The organism is Roseateles sp. GW835-FHT13E02 (genome assembly GCF_058794035.1).
Genome location: NZ_JBXAGJ010000007.1, coordinates 36,726 through 54,285, shown reverse-complemented (window position 1 = coordinate 54,285; position 17,560 = coordinate 36,726). Strand labels below are relative to the sequence as shown.

The 17,560-nt window shown below is 63.5% G+C and carries 11 protein-coding genes; 3 read left to right on the top strand and 8 right to left on the bottom strand.

Annotated elements, in window-relative coordinates:
* Nucleotides 1–52: 52 nt before the first annotated feature.
* From AC1Q6P_RS08585 to AC1Q6P_RS08550, 8 genes are all read right to left on the bottom strand, one after another.
* Nucleotides 53–718 (bottom strand): hypothetical protein, encoded by a 666-nt coding sequence (locus AC1Q6P_RS08585; RefSeq protein WP_492663654.1) that lies wholly within the window; start codon nucleotides 716–718, stop codon nucleotides 53–55.
* 137 nt (nucleotides 719–855) lie between these two features.
* Entirely contained in the window at nucleotides 856–1,383 is a 528-nt protein-coding gene (locus tag AC1Q6P_RS08580) for a hypothetical protein (RefSeq protein WP_492663655.1), read from the bottom strand.
* Nucleotides 1,384–2,724: 1,341 nt separating this feature from the next.
* The gene (locus AC1Q6P_RS08575; protein WP_492663656.1) at nucleotides 2,725–3,414 is read right to left on the bottom strand and encodes a GIY-YIG nuclease family protein; all 690 of its coding nucleotides are present in this window, start codon (nucleotides 3,412–3,414) and stop codon (nucleotides 2,725–2,727) included.
* A gap of 639 nt (nucleotides 3,415–4,053) precedes the next feature.
* Nucleotides 4,054–5,577, bottom strand: a complete 1,524-nt coding sequence (malQ, locus tag AC1Q6P_RS08570) for a 4-alpha-glucanotransferase (protein ID WP_492663657.1) — start codon at nucleotides 5,575–5,577, stop codon at nucleotides 4,054–4,056.
* Between the two features lie 37 nt (nucleotides 5,578–5,614).
* Nucleotides 5,615–7,756 (bottom strand): glycogen debranching protein GlgX, encoded by a 2,142-nt coding sequence (gene glgX, locus AC1Q6P_RS08565; RefSeq protein ID WP_492703139.1) that lies wholly within the window; start codon nucleotides 7,754–7,756, stop codon nucleotides 5,615–5,617.
* Nucleotides 7,757–7,764: 8 nt separating this feature from the next.
* Nucleotides 7,765–8,718, bottom strand: coding sequence for an alpha/beta hydrolase (locus AC1Q6P_RS08560; RefSeq protein ID WP_492663659.1), 954 nt, complete (start codon nucleotides 8,716–8,718; stop codon nucleotides 7,765–7,767).
* Nucleotides 8,715–10,616: a 1,4-alpha-glucan branching protein GlgB gene (gene glgB, locus AC1Q6P_RS08555; protein WP_492663660.1), complete on the bottom strand. Its 1,902-nt coding sequence runs from the start codon at nucleotides 10,614–10,616 to the stop codon at nucleotides 8,715–8,717. The genes AC1Q6P_RS08560 and glgB overlap by 4 nt, the downstream gene beginning before the upstream one ends.
* Before the next feature lie 20 nt (nucleotides 10,617–10,636).
* The gene (locus AC1Q6P_RS08550; protein WP_492663661.1) at nucleotides 10,637–13,108 is read right to left on the bottom strand and encodes a glycogen/starch/alpha-glucan phosphorylase; all 2,472 of its coding nucleotides are present in this window, start codon (nucleotides 13,106–13,108) and stop codon (nucleotides 10,637–10,639) included.
* Between the two features lie 503 nt (nucleotides 13,109–13,611).
* On the opposite strand from AC1Q6P_RS08550, the gene AC1Q6P_RS08545 reads away from it, so the two are divergent.
* Genes AC1Q6P_RS08545 through malF form a run of 3 tightly spaced genes read left to right on the top strand, consistent with a single transcriptional unit; the run spans nucleotide 13,612 to nucleotide 17,557 of the window.
* Nucleotides 13,612–14,715 (top strand): ABC transporter ATP-binding protein, encoded by a 1,104-nt coding sequence (locus AC1Q6P_RS08545; RefSeq protein ID WP_492663662.1) that lies wholly within the window; start codon nucleotides 13,612–13,614, stop codon nucleotides 14,713–14,715.
* On the top strand, nucleotides 14,712–15,917 hold the full coding sequence (malE, locus tag AC1Q6P_RS08540; RefSeq protein WP_492663663.1) for a maltose/maltodextrin ABC transporter substrate-binding protein MalE: 1,206 nt from the start codon (nucleotides 14,712–14,714) through the stop codon (nucleotides 15,915–15,917). The genes AC1Q6P_RS08545 and malE overlap by 4 nt, the downstream gene beginning before the upstream one ends.
* An 8-nt stretch (nucleotides 15,918–15,925) precedes the next feature.
* Nucleotides 15,926–17,557 (top strand): maltose ABC transporter permease MalF, encoded by a 1,632-nt coding sequence (gene malF, locus AC1Q6P_RS08535; protein ID WP_492663664.1) that lies wholly within the window; start codon nucleotides 15,926–15,928, stop codon nucleotides 17,555–17,557.
* The last annotated feature ends 3 nt before the right edge of the window (nucleotides 17,558–17,560 follow it).

Here is a 17,560-nt window from a genome sequence, read left to right as displayed (position 1 = left end):
GGGCAACTGCAAGCGCAGTTTGTGGTTGCTGTCAAGACGGAATAGTCAAATTTCATAGCGCGTGAATCCGACAGATTCTTGAAAGATTGCCCAACTTCAATATCTGTTGCGGATGTGCTGTTGCACGGCCAGCCCTTTTGGCTCCAATTGGAACGAGACTGACACTCACGTTTTCTACACCAAAGGCATCTCCCGTAGGGATAGCGAATCGGTATTCCTTTTGCCACGAAAAAGTTATGGGCTTTCTCATGGCTATGCGCTCTGGTAGCGCCCAATCGACAATCGGCGGTTCCTCCCAACCGTAGTAACGGACGCCATCGTGTACAAGGTGGTCGACGCGAAAACGCCGACGTAACGACAACGAAGCCCTCAGGCGAGCCAGAAACTTTGTGGGGTCGATAATTTCAATCGCTACCTCTGCATTAAACCGCCGAGCAATCTCCAGGCAAAGCTCGGTGCTCATGCAGTAAACAAAAATTTCATCCTCTTTGGCAGTTGACTCTAGTCGATACGGCAGAGACCCAGACTCTCCGGTCGTGAGATTGTTTACTCGTAGCCCACCTGATGTTTGGTGAACTAGTGTGCCTTCAAATTCATCCGCTCGAACACCTGCATCCTCGTAGTCTCGGAAGTAAGACAAAGACCGAAGCAAAACAACTCCACTCTCCACAAAATCAGAGGCGTGTTCTTTTGAGAAGTAGCGAAATAGAGAGGGCATGAAATTCAACTTTCATTTACAACTCGGAGTCATGCAGGGTTCGGGGACAAGTCTTGACTATCAGACCCTTGCCTCTTCGTTCTTCATTCAACTTTCAGACTCGCGTGTTCTTTTTTTTCGCTGGCGCCCTCGCACAGTCAAGACCCGCCGACGATTATCACCACCGCTCTACCCGCCTTCGCATCGTAGGCAATATACTGATATGCCTCGTAATGGGTCGAATGAAACAGGATTGGCTGCCGCATGGCCAAAAGGCGCTTGAGTCTTGATTCTGGAATCTTCAACTCATCGCCATCCAAGTCAGAAAAGTTCTCTTTTGTCCGTCGAACTGCCTTGGGCAACTGCTGGTGCGGAACAACTGCATTCCAAAGGGTGTCATCCACAAAACTCTTTGCCACCGACACCAAGTTCGGATCATCCCATTGCACAACGGTATGCCTCTTGAACGGCGCACTGTAGCGATACAAGGTTCTCCCGGAAGCGGAGACCACGGCGATGGTCAGGGTCGCCGAATGGCACGAGCCTGAACCGATTCCAATGGTCAGCAAATCATGCGATTTTGACGAAGCAAACGAAATCTTGCGCCTGGCCCGGTACTCGCACGACGGATCAGCGGCGGTTTGCGCAGTTGCGACAGAAGCAAGTAGGCCTCCCATCAGCGCCACAAATGCAACTCTCCTCATTGCTTATCGTCTGCAATGCAGGCTTGGGCATCACTCGTCCTCATCTCGTGCCCGGCATGAGAGTTCGGCGTAGCGGCCACTCGGTGCTACAAATCTGACATTTGATTCCCTCTGGTATTTCTCCAAAGATTCGTACTCATGCAGAGTGCAGCGATTGGCAACTGCGAACTCCGCAAGCTCGCCTGTGCTCCCTAGCAGTCGAACCACAAGGCCACCACCTTCACTGACGCAACACCCGGCGTACTTGGTCATGTATTCCTCTTCTAGGAGCACAAGCTCGTGACCCAAAAACTGCAAACTACCTTGAACGCGGTAGTAGTCCGTGTAATCAACCCGAATGAGAGGTCGAAACGGAATCAGGCTCTGCTCTTTGAATTCCCTGAGCACCGTAGGGGAATCGGGGTCAAGTCTTAAATATTAAGTCCCCGCCGCTGGACTCTTCATTTGCCTACCAGACTCGCATGGCTTTAGTTGCTAGCTGGCGTCCACTCATCAAAATGCGTCCAGTCTTTACAGATGACAAAAATGCCATCACCGCCGCCTGTCGCGGAGTTCATCAGGAGCAGAAGTTGCTGGCGCGGCGATGAGGATAACTTAACATTTAAGACTTGACCCCGAATTTTCGCCTTCATTGCCAAAACGTTGAGCTCCTTCTCGAAGGGTACTGTACCAACCTGAGGGGCATTGAATTGACCAAGTCGCTGGATGATGCCACGCCAAGAAAAAACTGTTTATTCTCCTGACTCGTGGGTGAGCTTAATACGCACGCCCGTGACGACAATATTTCGATGCTTAACAGTTAACGCCAGTCGGAAATTAAGGATTGGACCCACTGTTGTATAGCCCACCTCAGGCGTTGGCTGAGTGATTATTCGCAAGGTAGGTTTTATGAACCACGAGCGCACTCCTGAAAATATGGAGAGCGCCCACGCAAGTGCACCAACTAGTGCAGCCACTTCAGTGATATTCATTTTACGAGCGTATGGCATGAGTCAAAAATTGCCACCAGCTAGAATGCTTCTGCCGTCACACCACGCTTCAAAAGACTCAACTCGACCGACGACAGGCAAACCGCGCCAAACGAAACTATCACCACTTTGGTGGCAAGAGATGCTAGCGGAGTCTCGGGGGCAACCACCAAATATCAAGTCCTTGCGACCGAGTTCTTCAACAAATTATAATGTTCGCTTAGCTTTAGTTTTTCTCTGGGATCTTCTCGTCAAAATTTTTCTTGTTTTTTGATGGCATCGAACGCTGTCAGCGTTGCCTGTCGAGGCACTGATGAGGAGCTGCAGCTAATGGCGCGGCGATCAGGGAGTTAACTTAATACTTAGGGCTTGACGCTGGATTTATCTCCAAACCAATCCCACTTCCCCCGCAACCCAATTCCAACAGTTCTGAGACCATTTCAATCTGCGTGCGAAAGATGCTCAACGGAACCTCCGGCTGATTGTTTAGATTACTCCCCAAAACAAAGAGTGATCTCAAAATTTGATCAAAGAAGTCATCCGAATCAGATGGCTGAGCTCGATTCTCACTATAGCCTCCCGCTATTCCAACCATCGACTCAAAGTACTTCCGCAACCCCTTCTCAGGACATGGCAAAACCTTTGCTCGCGTCCAATTTGGCCACCAGCCTTTCCTGGCATGCTCTGAAAATCGGTCGACAAAAGACCTCTCAGTTTCCCCGACATAAATAGGCTCATCGCCCTCCCCGTAAAACGCATAAACCCAACCAAGGTGAACACTCAACTGCTTTGAAATAGCCCCGGATTCAAAATTTCTCTTAGTTATTTGGTATCCATTGGCGTGAAAGAACTCGTAGAAAACCGTTGTCGCACCAAACAGATATGCACCTAGGGGCTCAAAATCCTCTTGAACACGCCTAAATCCAAGACCAATATCAGAATCTAGTTCTAGATTGTCGCGGCACTTTTTTTGCCCGACTCTATCCGCCGGTTGCGGAGGTCGACTAGTGTCTGCGTCCGTAGATTCTTGTTTTGGTGAAGACATTTCTATTCCTTTGGTTTTGGCTGAGTCTGTTTAACCCATGCATCGAGACACCCGACATTCAATGAGGCGACCAAATGCACTTGGACGTCAACTCCATTCGCAGCTTGTTCTTTGAGGATCGCTGAATCATCATTTTCTTCACCTTATTAACCTGGACCTTATCAAATAAAACCCCGAAAAAACAGCACAGGGTTTTATCGAGCAGCGCGGCCGCCCCTGCCCACCCCTGTCTTTCCTGTGTCATCGGCGCCAGCAGGCTCGCCCTATCCATGCCGTTTGGCACGCTCGCCGATGCCTCACCCGATATGAATCGCTTCGAGGTGCGCCGAACCGACTGCCCTGTCGAGTCGATCCAGCTGAATGAGTCCGCTCCTTGCACACGGCATGATCGACCACTCAATTGAACCCATAGAAACATGACGCCCCAACAACAAAGGGAGCCTTTCGGCTCCCCTGGTTGCTCCTGCCCTGCTCAATGCCATGGCAGCGGAGCCCGGCTCTTGATGGCGTCTGACCTCGTCCAGTCCCTGGAGAGTGCCCGCTGCAATGGAAGGAAGCTTCGCAGCCGCGGCCGGGCTCGTCCATCCCCCAGGAGTGTGGACGGGTCAACCCTAGTGAAGGTGTCCCGCTGCCGCTCAGTCAGGCCGGCAGCTGCATCAAGCCCACATCAGCCCGGCCGCTGGCGGCCGTGATCAGGCCCAGCACGCGGCCGGGCTCGGCCCCGACCATGTCCCAGCTGAAGCGCCAGGCCCAGTTGCCGCCGAGCACGCCGGGCACATTCATGCGGTGCTCGCTGCCCAGGCCCAGCACGTCCTGCATGGGGAAGACGGCGATATTGGCGACCGAGTTGCAGCAGGCGCGGATCATGGCCCAGTGCACATCGTGCTCGTTGCAAGGCAGGTAGGCGCCGGCAAACGCGCGCTCGCGCGCTGAAGCGCTGCGCCACCAGCCGTGCACGGTGTCGTTGTCGTGCGTGCCGGTGTAGGCCACGCTGGCGCGCGGCCAGTTCTGGGGCAGGAACTCATGCGTGCCGTCGCCGCCGAAGCCGAACTGCAGGATCTTCATGCCCGGGAAGCCACAACCCTCGCGCAGGGCATGGACGTCCTCGGTGATGAAACCAAGATCCTCGGCCACGATGGGCAGCGGGCCCAGGGCCGCGGCGATGGCGTCGAACAAGGCCTGGCCGGGGCCGGTCTTCCATTGGCCTCGGCGGGCGTCCGGGCTGTCGCCGGGGATTTCGTAGTAGCCGGCAAAGCCGCGAAAATGGTCGATGCGGAAGACATCGGCCTGGCTCAGCGCGCGGCGCACGCGGGCCGTCCACCAGGCGTAGTTTTCGGCGGCCATGCGGTCCCAGCGGTAGAGCGGGTTGCCCCAGCGCTGGCCCTCGGCCGACATGGCGTCGGGCGGCACGCCGGCGACCACGGCGGTCTGGAACTGTTCGTCCAGCTCGTAGAGGTCCGGGCGCGACCAGCAGTCGGCGCTGTCGTGGGCCACGAAGATGGGCAAGTCGCCCATCAGATGCACACCCTTGCTGTTGGCGTAAGCCTTGAGCGCGCTGACCTGGCTGTCAAAACACCACTGCACGAACTGCCAGAAGCGGAACTCCTCGGCATGGCTTTCGCGCGCCTGCGCCAGCGCGGCTGGTTCGCGGCGCGCCAGGGCCGGCGCCCAGGTCCACCAGGCCTGGCCACTCAAAGGCGAGCGGATGGCCATGAAGAGCGCGTAGTCGTCCAGCCAATCGGCCTGAGCCGGGGCGGCGCACCAGGCGGCAAAGGCGGCGCGGTCCTCGGCGCTGGCGCGGGCGAAGAAGCCCTGGGCCGCCAGGCGCAGCTGCTGCTCGCGCCAGGGCAGGACGCGGCCGTAGTCCACCTTGTGGGCCTCAAAGCCGCCCTCGGGCAGCTGCGGCGCGGCCAGCCAACCCTTGGCCACCAGGGGCTCGAAGGCCACCATCCAGGGGCAGCCGGCAAAGGCCGACACGCCTTGGTAGGGCGAATCGCCGGGGCCGATGGGCGTGGTCGGCAGCAGCTGCCACAGGCGCTGGCCGGCGCTGGCCAGCCAGTCGACGTAGGCGTACGCATCGGGGCCGAAATCGCCCATGCCGTGCGGGCCGGGCAAGGAGGTGATGTGCAGCAGCACACCGGCGCTGCGTTGGGTGAGGTCCATGGGGTGGGTTCTCGTGGGGAAACAAAAAAGAAGAGAGTCAGGAAAGAGGGGCTTCCGGCGCCTGGCTCAGCACCAGCAGGCTGCAAGCCGGTGCGGCCAGCGTGCTGCTATGCTCGCCATGCTCGGCCAGCTCGCCGCTGCTGTCCAGAGCCAAGCGCCACGGCCCGGGCGGCAAGGCGAAAGCCTGCAGAGCCTCCGCGGGATTGAAGAGCAGAAGCAACAAAGGCTCGGCTGCTTCACCTTGCAGCAGGCCGGCAAAGGCCAGCTCGCCGCCGTGGTGCCAGTCTTGCACCTGCATGGCGTGGCCGTGCGGGCTCAGCCAGCGCAGGCTGGCCGCGCCGGATGTGCCAGAAGTAGAAGCAGCCTCGCCAAACCAATGCGGCTGGCGCAGCAGCGGGTGGGCGCGGCGCAGGGCCGTGAGGCGGCCGACAAAGGCCGCCAGGCTGCGGTCGGCCTGCGGCCAGTCCAGCCAGCCCAGGGCGTTGTCCTGGCAGTAGGCGTTGTTGTTGCCGCCCTGGCTGTTGGCGATCTCGTCGCCGGCATTGAGCATGGGCGTGCCCTGGGCCAGCAGCAAAGTGGCGAGCATGGCGCGGCGGGCGCGCTCGCGGCGGCGGCGGATGCTGGCATCGTCGCTCGGCCCTTCGACGCCGAAGTTGGCGCAGAGCTCGCCGTCGCGGCCATCGCGATTGTTCTCGCCATTGGCCTCGTTGTGCTTGCGCGAGTAGCTGACCAGATCGTTGAGCGTGTAGCCGTCGTGGCAGGCCACAAAGTTGACCGAAGCGAGCGGGCTTCGCTGGCCATGGTGAAAGACATCGCTGGAGGCGGTGAAGCGGCGCGCGAACTCGCCCCGGCCGGTGCCACCGGCTCCGCCGGCGCCCAGCCAGTAACCCCGCACGGCATCGCGAAACTTGTCGTTCCACTCGAGGAAGCGGCCCGGAAAACGGCCCAGCTGGTAGCCGTCATAGCCCGCATCCCAGGGCTCGGCGATCAGGTGCACACCGGCCAGCACCGGGTCCTGACGCAGGGCCATGAAGAAGGCGGCGTTGCCATCGAAACCGTGGCGGGTGCGGCCCAGCACCGGGGCCAGGTCGAAGCGGAAGCCATCCACCCCCATCTCCTGCACCCAGAAGCGCAGCGAATCGAGCACCAGCTGCGCCACGCGCGGGTGCGCGGTGTTGAGGGTGTTGCCGCAGGCGCTGTGGTTCTCGCAGCGGCTCAGGTCTTCGGCCACCAGGCGGTAGTAGCTCTTGTGATCGAGGCCGCGGAAGGAAATCGTCGGGCCGAACTCATTGCCCTCGGGCGTGTGGTTGTAGACCACGTCCAGCACCACCTCCAGCCCCGCTTCGTGCAAGGCCTGCACCGTGGCGCGAAACTCGGCCGCCACGGCGCTGGCGTCCTCGCGGTGGGCCGGCTGCGCCAGGCGCGGGTCGGGTGCGAAAAAGCCCAGGGAGTTGTAGCCCCAGTAGTTGCGCAGGCCGGTGCCGGCCAGATGCGGCTCGTCCAGCGCGTAGTGCACCGGCAGCAGGGACAGGGTCGTCACGCCCAAGGCCTTGAAATGCGCAATCGCCGCCGGATGCGCCAGGGCGGCATAGCTGCCCCGCAGCTCGGGCGGGATCTCGGCCATCTGCTGCGAGAAGCCTTTGACATGGACCTCGTAGAGCACCACATCCTGCAGCGCGTGGCGCGGCGCCGAGCGGCGCGGGCTGAGCCCGGCCAGCGGTGCGGGCACGCGCGCCTTCAGCGCCTGGGCGGCGTTGTCGCGGCGGTCGAAGGAGCGCGCGCCATCCGGGTGGCCCAGCTCATAACCGTGGTGCTCGGCATGCCAGCCAAAGTGACCGACGATCTCGCGGGCATAGGGATCGAGCAGCAGCTTATGGGCATTGAAACGATGGCCGGCCTCGGGCTGGTACGGGCCGTGAGCGCGCAGACCGTAGACCAGGCCGGCACCCAGGCCGGGCAGAAAGCCCTGGAAGATGCCGTCCTGCGGGCCCTGCAGGCGGTAGCGGCGCAGCTCGCGCTGGCCGGCGGCATCAAAGACGCAGAGCTCGATGGCCTGCGCATGCTCGGAGAACACGGCGAAATTGATGCCGCCATCGCGCACATGGGCGCCCAAAGGCTCATGGCGGCCGGGCTCCAGGGCCTCGGGCAAACGGAATGCAGTGCTCGTCGTCATCATCATCGTCAAGCTCAGGCGCTGGCGCCCAGTAGAAAGCTCAGGGGCTGGGCCAAGCGGGCAGACCAAGCCAACTCATTGTGGCCTTGGCCTTCAAACACCCGGGACTGCAGCTGCGGGGCTCGGTGGCCCAGCTCGGCCATCAGCGCATCGACCTGGGCTTGCGCATCGTCGTACTGCGCATCCAGATCCGCCGTGCCGCGGTCCATGTAGAGGCGCAGCTGGCCCGGTGGCGGCAGCTTGCGGCGCAGGTAGGCCAGCGCGGCGGCGGGGATCTCGCGGTTGCGCTCGAAGCTGCCGATCCAGTGCGTGCTCAGCGCGGCCGCAGCGCCGAAGACCTGGGAGTATTCGCAGAGGCCGTAGACGCTGATCATGCCGCCCATGCTAGAGCCCATCAGAAAGGTGGACTCACGGCCGGGCGCGGTGGCATAACGCGCATCCACGGCGGGCTTGAGTTCCTCGACGATGAAACGCAAGTAGGCATCCGACATCACCGGATGCTTGATGCGCTCGGCGCGGTAGCGCTGGGCCGTGGGCGAATCTTTCAAAGCCTGGTCGTAGGCCTGCGGGAAGAACTCGGCGTGGCGAAACTCGGGCCGATTCCAGATGCCGACGACGATGAAGTCACGCAGCTGGCCCGTGGCGATCAGGGGCGCAGCCACCTGATCGACCTTCCAGGCCTGGCCGTTCCAGGTGCTGCGCGGGTCGAACAACATCTGGCCGTCGTGCATGTAAAGCACCGCATGCGGGCGGCGGCCGTCGTAGCCGGGCGGCAGCCAGACTTCGACCGGGCGCGGCGGCACGGCGCGCGAGGGGAACGGCGCCCAGCGTTCCAGGCGGCCGAGCTGCACCTGGGCCTCTGGGCTTGCTTGAATCGGCTCGGCCGACGCGGCAGAACCCAAGACCGCGCCGCTCAAGACCGCCCCCGTCTTCATCAAGGCCTCGCGTCGATTCAAGCCCAGCGTCATGACTTCTCCCGCCCCAGGAACAGGACCGACAGCGGCGGCAGAGTCAGCACCAGGCTGCCATCGGCCTCGGCCTGCAAGCCGGCATCGAGATTGCCCAGATTGCTGCCGCCGTAGTGGGCGGAATCGGTGTTGAGCAGTTCGCGCCACGGGCCACCTGCGGCAAGGGCCAGCGGCAGCGCTAGGCGATAGCCGGGCCGCGGCACCGGCGTGAAGTTGCAGACCACCAGCACCGTGCGGCGCTCGCCCTCTTCACCTTCATCGTGCCGCGCCCAGGCCAGCACCGACTGCTCGCGGTCCTCGGCCTGCAGCCACTCGAAACCGCGGGCCTCGCAGTCCAGGCGATGCAGGGCCGGCTCGCGGCGGTAGAGCAGATTCAGGTCGCGCACCAGGCGCTGCATGCCGGCATGGTGGCCCTGCGCATCGTCCAGCAGATGCCAGGGCAATTCGGCATCATGGTTCCACTCGCTGGGCTGAGCAAACTCCTGGCCCATGAAGAGCAGCTTCTTGCCCGGATGGCCCCACATGAAACCATAGAAGGCGCGCAGATTGGCGAACTTCTGCCAGGCATCGCCAGGCATCTTGCCCAGCATGGAGCCCTTGCCATGCACCACCTCGTCATGCGAGATCGGCAGCACAAAGTTCTCGCTGAAGGCGTAGACCAGGCCGAAGGTCAGCTTGTCGTGGTGCCAGCGGCGGTGGATGGGATCTTCCTGCATATAGCGCAGGCAATCGTTCATCCAACCCATATTCCATTTGTAGTGAAAGCCCAGGCCGCCGGCATAAGTCGGTGCGCTGACACCGGGAAAGCTGGTCGACTCCTCGGCCACGGTGATGGCGCCGGGCGCCTCCTGGCCGAGCAGCTCGTTGATGCGCTTAAACAGGCTGATGGCCTCCAGGTTCTCGCGCCCGCCGTCCACATTGGGCAGCCACTCGCCCGCCGGGCGGGAGTAGTCGCGGTAAAGCATGGAGGCCACCGCATCGACGCGCAAGCCATCCACGCCCCAACGCTCCATCCAGTAGAGCGCATTGCCGGCCAGGAACTGGCGCACCTCGTAGCGGCCGAAGTTGTAGATGGCGGTGTTCCAGTCGCGGTGGAAACCTTCGCGCGGATCGGCGTACTCAAACAGCGCCGTGCCGTCGAACTGCGCCAGGCCATGCGGGTCCATGGGGAAATGCGCCGGCACCCAGTCGAGCAGCAGGCCCAGGCCCTGCGCATGGCAGGCCTCGACAAAACGGGCGAAGCCCTCGGGCGGGCCGAAGCGCGCGCTGGGCGCAAACAGACCCAGGGTCTGGTAGCCCCAGCTGCCATCAAAAGGATGCTCGCTGATGGGCATCAGCTCGATGTGGGTGAATCCGAGATTGGCGGCATAGGCCGGCAGCTGCGCGGCCAGCTCGTCCCAGCTTGGGAAGGCTCCAGTGCCACGGCGCCAGGAGGCGGCATGGACCTCGTAGATGGCCACCGGCGCCTGCCGCGCATTGGCCATCGCGCGCTCCAGGCTCAGACGCGGCCGGGTCTTGAGCAGCGGCAAGGCCGGCGCCACGATGCTGGCCGTGGCCGGGCGCAACTCGGCCGCACGCGCGAAGGGGTCGGCCTTCAGCGGCAGCAGCTGCCCCGCGCGGTCGTGAATCTCGAATTTGTAGAGATCGCCCGCGCGCGCGGCGGTGGCAAAGCCCTGCCACACGCCTGATGCCTCATCCTTGACGAGGGGATCGGCCTCGCCGTCCCAGCGGTTGAAACTGCCGACCACGCTGACCCGGCTGGCATTGGGCGCCCAGACGGCAAAGCGCACACCATGCTTGCGCCCCAGACGCCCGACATGGGCACCCAACAACTCCTGCGGCCGCGGGTGCTCACCACGGGCCAGCAGGGCCAGGTCTTGCGCGGAGATCAGTGCCATGGCCAAGCGCTGACGGAGGCTCAGCCCAAGCTCTTCACCGACCAGACGCGATCGACGTACTCGGTGATCGTGCGGTCGGCCGAGAACCAGCCCATGCCAGCCACATTGAGCACCGCCTGGCGGGCCCAGGCCTCGGGCTGGGCGAACAAGGCGTCGACACGGGCCTGGGTGGCCACATAGTCCTTGAAGTCGGCCATCAGCATGTAGACATCGCGGCCCAACAGGCTGTCGACCAGGGCGCGGTAGCGCTCGCGGTCGCCGCCGCTGAAGGCACCGCTGGCGATGGATTCCATCACCTGGGCCAGCTGGCGGTTTTCTTCGACAAAAAGGCGCGGGTCGTAGCCCAGGGCCTTCATCTGCGCCACGGCTTCGGTGCGCAGGCCGAAGCAGAACATGTTCTCGGGGCCGAAGGCCTCGGCCATCTCGATATTGGCGCCATCCCAGGTGCCGATGGTCAGCGCGCCGTTGAGGGCGAACTTCATATTGCCGGTGCCCGAGGCCTCGGTGCCGGCGGTGGAAATCTGCTCGGACAGATCGGCCGCCGGGATGATGGTCTCGGCCAGCGACACACCGTAATTGGGCAGGAAGACGAGCTTGAGCTTGTCACCCACACGCGGGTCGCTGTTGACCACGCGGCCCACATCATGGGCCAGCTGGATGATGGACTTGGCCGCCACATAGGCCGATGCGGCCTTGCCGGCGATCAGCACCGTGCGCGGGGTCCAGTTGGCTTGCGGATTGGCGATGATGGCCTGGTAGCGCGCGATCACATGCAGGATGTTGAGCAGCTGGCGCTTGTACTCGTGGATGCGCTTGATCTGCACATCGAAGAGGCTGTCCGGGTTGATCACCAGGCCCAGCTCCGCGCGCACCCGCTCGGCCAGGCGCTGCTTGTTGGCGCGCTTGACGGCCATGAACTGACGGCCGAATTCAGCGTCATCGGCAGCTGACTTGAGTTGAGCCAAGCCTGCCAGGTCCTGGCGCCAGGCGATGCCGATGCGGCCATCGATGAGGCTGGAGAGCGCCGGGTTGGCCTGCTGCAGCCAGCGGCGCGGCGTGACGCCGTTGGTGACGTTGTGGAAACGCTCGGGGAAGATGGCCGCGTAGTCCGCAAAAATGGTCTGCACCATCAACTCGGAATGCAGGGCCGCCACGCCGTTGACGCGGTGCGAGGCGACGATGGACAGGGCCGCCATGCGCACGCGGCGCTCACCGCCGAAGGGGCTGCCTTCGTCGATCAGCGAGACGCGGGCCAGCAAGCCCTCGTCGCCGGGGAAGCGCTGGCGCAGCTCGCTCAGGAAGCGGTGGTTGATCTCGTAAATGATCTCGAGGTGGCGAGGCAGCAAGGCCTCGAACATGCGCACCGGCCAGGTCTCCAGGGCCTCGGGCATCAAGGTGTGGTTGGTGTAGGAGACCGCCTGGCGGGTGATGGCCCAGGCCTCGTCCCAGCCCAGGCCCTGCTCATCCAGCAGCAGGCGCATCAGCTCGGCCGGCGCCAGCGCGGGATGGGTGTCGTTCAGATGGATGGCATTGCGGCGGCCCAGCTCATGCAGGGGCGCGCCCTCGGCCAAGTGGCGGGCCAGCAGGTCTTGCAGCGAGGCGCTGACCAGGAAGGCCTCTTGCTTGAGACGCAACTCGCGGCCGGCTTCGCTGCTGTCGTCCGGGTAGAGCACCCAGTTCAGGGCATCGGCGGCGACGCGGTGGCGCGCGGCCGCGGCGTAGTCACCCTGGCAGAAGGCCTTGAAGTCGATCGGCGCCACGGCGCTGGCCTGCCACTGGCGCAGGGTGGACACGCGCTCGCTGTGGTGGGCCGGCACGATGAAGTCAAAGGCCTGGGCCTCCAGCAACTCGGCCGGCAGCCAGCGGCGCTGGCCTCCTGCGTCCAGCTCGACCCGGCCACCGAAGCCGACGCGGTAGCGGATCTGCTCGCGGCGCACTTCCCAGGGTGCGCCGAGGCGCATCCAGTCGTCCGGTGCCTCGACCTGGCGGCCGTCCTGAATGGCTTGGGCGAACATGCCGTACTGGTAGCGCAGACCGTAGCCGAAAGACGGCAGACCCAGCTCAGCAAAAGAATCGAGGAAGCAGGCGGCCAGGCGGCCCAGGCCGCCATTGCCGAGCGCCGCATCGGGCTCGCGCTCCAGCACCTCGCCCAGGCTCAGGCCCTCAGTCGCCAGCAGCGCTTGCAGATCACCCTGAAGGCCCAGGGCGGCCAGGGCATTGCTCAGCGCCCGGCCCATCAGGAACTCCATGGACAGGTAGTGCACGCGGCGCACGACCTCGCCAGCGACCGGGCGCTGCGCATCCTGCGCTTGAGTCTGGGCCCAGCGCTCGGCCAAGACCTGGCGGCAGGCCGTGGCAGCAGCACGCAAGGCCAGGGAGGCGGAGCTTTGGCCCAGGTTCTGGCGCTGCGCCTCCCGGTAGGCGGCGGCAAAGGCGGCGCGCAGCTCGGGGGAGGCCGAGGAAGTCAGGGCGCTGGAGGCAGAGTCGTTCATGGGCACGGCTTTCGCAAGCGAGGTCAGCGGGGATGAAACAAGGGTGGCGAGCTGAGACATGGCGGCGATCGGTTGAAGGGGCGGACTGGCTGCAAGCAGGCGTGAAACGCGCCCGCGACCGCCGGTGTTCATCAAAGGGTGTTCATCAGTGCGCCACAGGGGCGACAGAGCAAGAATGCGAGGCCGCCAGAGGGCCTTCCTCTGGCCACCACACGGCCGGCTGCGGCGGCATCCGGCGTCGCGTTGGCAAAAGTATCGCCGACGCCCGTAGTTTTGTGTAGTTTCACTACATCGGGTTATCCCGATGATCAACGCAAGTCATTGATTTTACTTGTTTTGAACTTGGATCAATCGGGTTACCGCGGTTGTTCAAGTAGTTTTGACGCTGTATATTGTCTACAAATCAGGCCTGAAACGGCAAGCGCTTGCCGGCCAGGAACACACAAGCACATACAAGACACAGCGGCGCCGCCCTGAACAGGGCAGCACCCCGGAGACAGCAAGTGGCGGACGTTCAACTCAGCGGCGTGAGCAAGGCCTACGGCAGCATCAAGATCCTGCACGGCATTGATCTGGAGATCCGCGACGGCGAATTCATGGTCTTTGTCGGCCCCTCAGGCTGCGGCAAATCGACCCTGCTGCGCACCATCGCCGGCCTGGAAGAGATCACCGGCGGCGAGTTGCGCATCGGTGGCCGCTTGGTCAACGAGGTGCCGCCGGCCGAGCGCGGCATTGCCATGGTGTTCCAGAGTTATGCGCTCTACCCGCATATGAATCTCTACGACAACATGGCCTTCGGCCTCAAGCTGGCCAAGGTGCCGCCGGCCGAGATCGACGCCGCCGTCAAGAACGCCGCGCGCATCCTGCACATCGAGCACCTGCTGGACCGCAAGCCCAAGGACTTGAGCGGCGGCCAACGCCAGCGCGTGGCCATCGGCCGCGCCATCGTGCGCAAGCCCGAGGTGTTCTTGTTCGACGAGCCCCTGTCCAACCTCGACGCCGCCCTGCGCGTGCGCATGCGCTACGAGTTCGCCAAGCTGCACGAGGACCTCAAGACCACCATGGTCTACGTGACCCACGATCAGGTGGAGGCCATGACCCTGGCCGACCGCATCGTCGTGCTCTCGGCCGGCAAGATCGAACAGGTGGGCACGCCGCTGGAGCTCTACGAACACCCGCGCAATCTCTTCGTCGCCGGCTTCATCGGCTCCCCCAAGATGAATTTCCTGGAAGCTGAACTGGTCCGGGGGACCAATTCCGAAGCTCTCGTCCGCCTCGCCTCCGGCACCCACATCCGCGCCACCGTCGACGCCTCCCGCGCCCAAGCCGGTGACAAGCTGACCCTGGGCCTGCGGCCCGAGCACTTTGTGGTCGGCGGCGAGGACAACGCGATCCAGTCCACCGTCACTTTTGTCGAGTCGCTGGGCAGCGCCACCCATGCCTACTGCGCCTACCCCGGCGTCGAGGACGCGCTGACCTGTGAATTCGACGGACGCACCCGCATCAAATCGGGCCAGGACATCCGCCTGGGCCTGCCGCCCGAGGCCTGCTATCTCTTCGATGCCCAGGGCCAGGCCTTCCAACGCCTGAGCGGATCGCCGACATGATCAGCACGCGCGCCCCGAAACTCTGGCTGCTGGCCGCGGCCTTGCTGGCCACCCAGCCCGCGCTGGCGGCCAAGAACCACAAGCTGCTGGTCTGGATCAATGGTGACAAGGCCTACAACGGCCTGCAAAAAGTCGGAGATGCCTTCGAGAAGGCCTCCGGCGTCAAGGTCGTGGTCGAGCACCCGGTGGACGCCACCGACAAGTTCCAGCAAGCCGCCGGCGCCGGCAAGGGCCCCGATGTGTTCTGCTGGCCGCATGACCGGGTCGGTGAATGGGCCAAATCGGGCCTGCTGACCCCGCTGCGCCCGAGCAAAAAGCTCTACGACGAGGTGGAAGAGAGCGCCTGGAAGGCCTTCGCCTACCAGGGCAAGCTCTGGGGTTACCCCATCGCCATCGAAACCACCGGCCTGATCTACAACAAGGCCCTGGTACCGACACCGCCCAAGACTTTCGACGAGGTGATCGCCCTGGACAAGCGCCTGCAGGCCGAATCCGGCGGCCGCAAGCACGCCATCCTCTGGGACTACAACAAGAGCTTCTTCAGCTGGTCGCTGCTGGCCGGCGCGGGCGGGCAGATCTTTGCCCGCGATGCCCAAGGCGAGTTCGACAGCAGCAAGGTCGGCGTCAACAATGCCGGCGCGCTGGCAGGCGCCGAGATGATCGCGCGCCTGCTGCGCGAAGGCCAGATGCCCAAGGGCGCCCGCTACGCCGAGATGGAAAGCGGCTTCGCCCGCGGCGAGGTGGCCATGATGATCTCCGGCCCCTGGGCTTGGGACAACGCCCGCCGGGCCAAGATCGATTTCGGCGTGGCGCCGATTCCCGGCGTGAAGGCCGGCCAGTATTCCAAGCCCTTTGTCGGCGTGCTGGGCTGCATGATTGCCGCGCCCTCGCGCCAGAAAGACCTGGCGCGCGAGTTCATCGAGAACCACCTGATGCGACCCGAGGCGCTCAAGGTGCTCGATGCCGATGTGCCCATCGGCGTGCCGGCCAACAAGGCCTTTTATGCGGAGCTGGCGGTCAACCCGCTGATCCGCGCCAGCATGGAGAACGCCCGCCTCGGCGAAGCCATCCCCAACATCCCCGAAGTCGGCCGCTTCTGGACCGCCATGGACGCCGCGCTGGAAGCCATCACCAACGGCCTGCAATCGCCCAAGGACGCCCTCGACGGCGCCGCGGGCCGCATGTTGCTGAACACCAAGTGAACCCGTCCATGAATCCGCCCGCCAGCCTCTCGCCTTCGGACGCAGCTCCTGCGCACGCCTCCACCCCGGGCCGCGGCGTCTACACCCGCTTGCCGCCCAGCCGCCTGGAACGCCTGGCCCAGCGCCTGCGTTGGCCGCTGACCGGCGCGGCCGGCCTGGCCTCGCTCTACCTGGTGTTCCTGATGCATGCCGCCGGCCAGACCTGGCTGGCCCTGGGCGCCCTGGGCTTCTTCGTCCTGGTGTTCTACATCTACATCAGCCAGGCGGCGTTTGCCCTGCGCTACCTCTTCCCCGGCATTGCCGGCATGCTGATCTTCATCGCCTTCCCGCTGATTTACACGGCGCAGATCGGCTTCACCAACTACTCCTCGGCGCATTTGCTGAGCCAGGAGCGGGTGCGTGAGTACCTGCTCGACCAGCACGAGGCGGTGCCCGGCCAGACCCAGGCCTTCACCCTGCATGCCGATGGGCCGGAGTTCCGCCTGGTGCTGCGCGCCGAGGACGGCAGCCCGAGCTGGGTTTCGCCGGCCCTGGCCCTGAAGACCACCCGCCAGGAACTGAGCGTGGACATGCTGCCCGCGCAGTCCGCCCAGCAACCCCTGACCGCACCGCTGCAGCAAGCCCTGCCCCTGCGGGAGCTGATCGAGCACCGTGAGGCCCTGATGCAGCTCAAGCTGCGCCTGCCCGGCGCCGCGCAGGAGCTGCGTTATCTGGGACTGCGCGAGTTCGGCGCCATCAGCCGCCATTGGCAGGCACTGGACGATGGCAGCCTGCTGCGCCTGGCCGACCAGACCCGCTTCAGCCCGAATCTGCAAACCGGCTATTTCGAAAGCGCCGCTGGCGAGGTGCAGCAGCCCGGCTTCAAGGTCGTGGTGGGCTGGCGCAACTACACGCGCATGGTGATGGACGCGGAGTTCCGCGGCCCCTTTCTCGCCATCTTCAGCTGGACTGTCTTGTTCTCGGCCCTGACCGTGCTCTGCGCCACCGCCATCGGCATGCTGCTGGCCGTGCTCTTGAACTGGGACGACCTCAAGTTCCGCGGCACCTACCGCACCCTGCTCTTCCTGCCTTACGCGGTGCCGGGCTTCATCTCCATCCTGGTGTTCAAGGGCCTGTTCAACCAGAACTTCGGCGAGATCAACGCCATCCTCGATGCCCTGCTTGGCATCAAGCCGGCCTGGTTTGCCGACCCGCTGCTGGCCAAGGTGATGCTGCTGATCGTCAACGTCTGGCTGGGCTACCCCTACATCATGATTCTCTGCGCCGGCCTGCTGAAGAGCATCCCGGCCGATTTGTACGAAGCCTCGGCGATTGCCGGCGCCGGCCCGCTGACCAACTTCTTCAAGATCACCGCGCCCCTGGTCATCAAGCCGCTGGCACCCCTGCTGGTCAGCGCCTTTGCCTTCAACTTCAACAACTTCGTGCTGATCGCGCTCCTGACGGACGGCCGGCCCGATTTCCTCTCGACCAAGATCCCGGCCGGGCAGACCGACATCCTGGTGTCCTACACCTACCGCATCGCCTTCAAGGACTCAGGCTCGGACTTCGGCTTGGCCGCAGCCATCTCCACCCTGATCTTCTTCCTGGTGGCGGCCATGTCCCTGATCAATCTGCGCCTGATGCGCAAAGCCAATTCATGACGA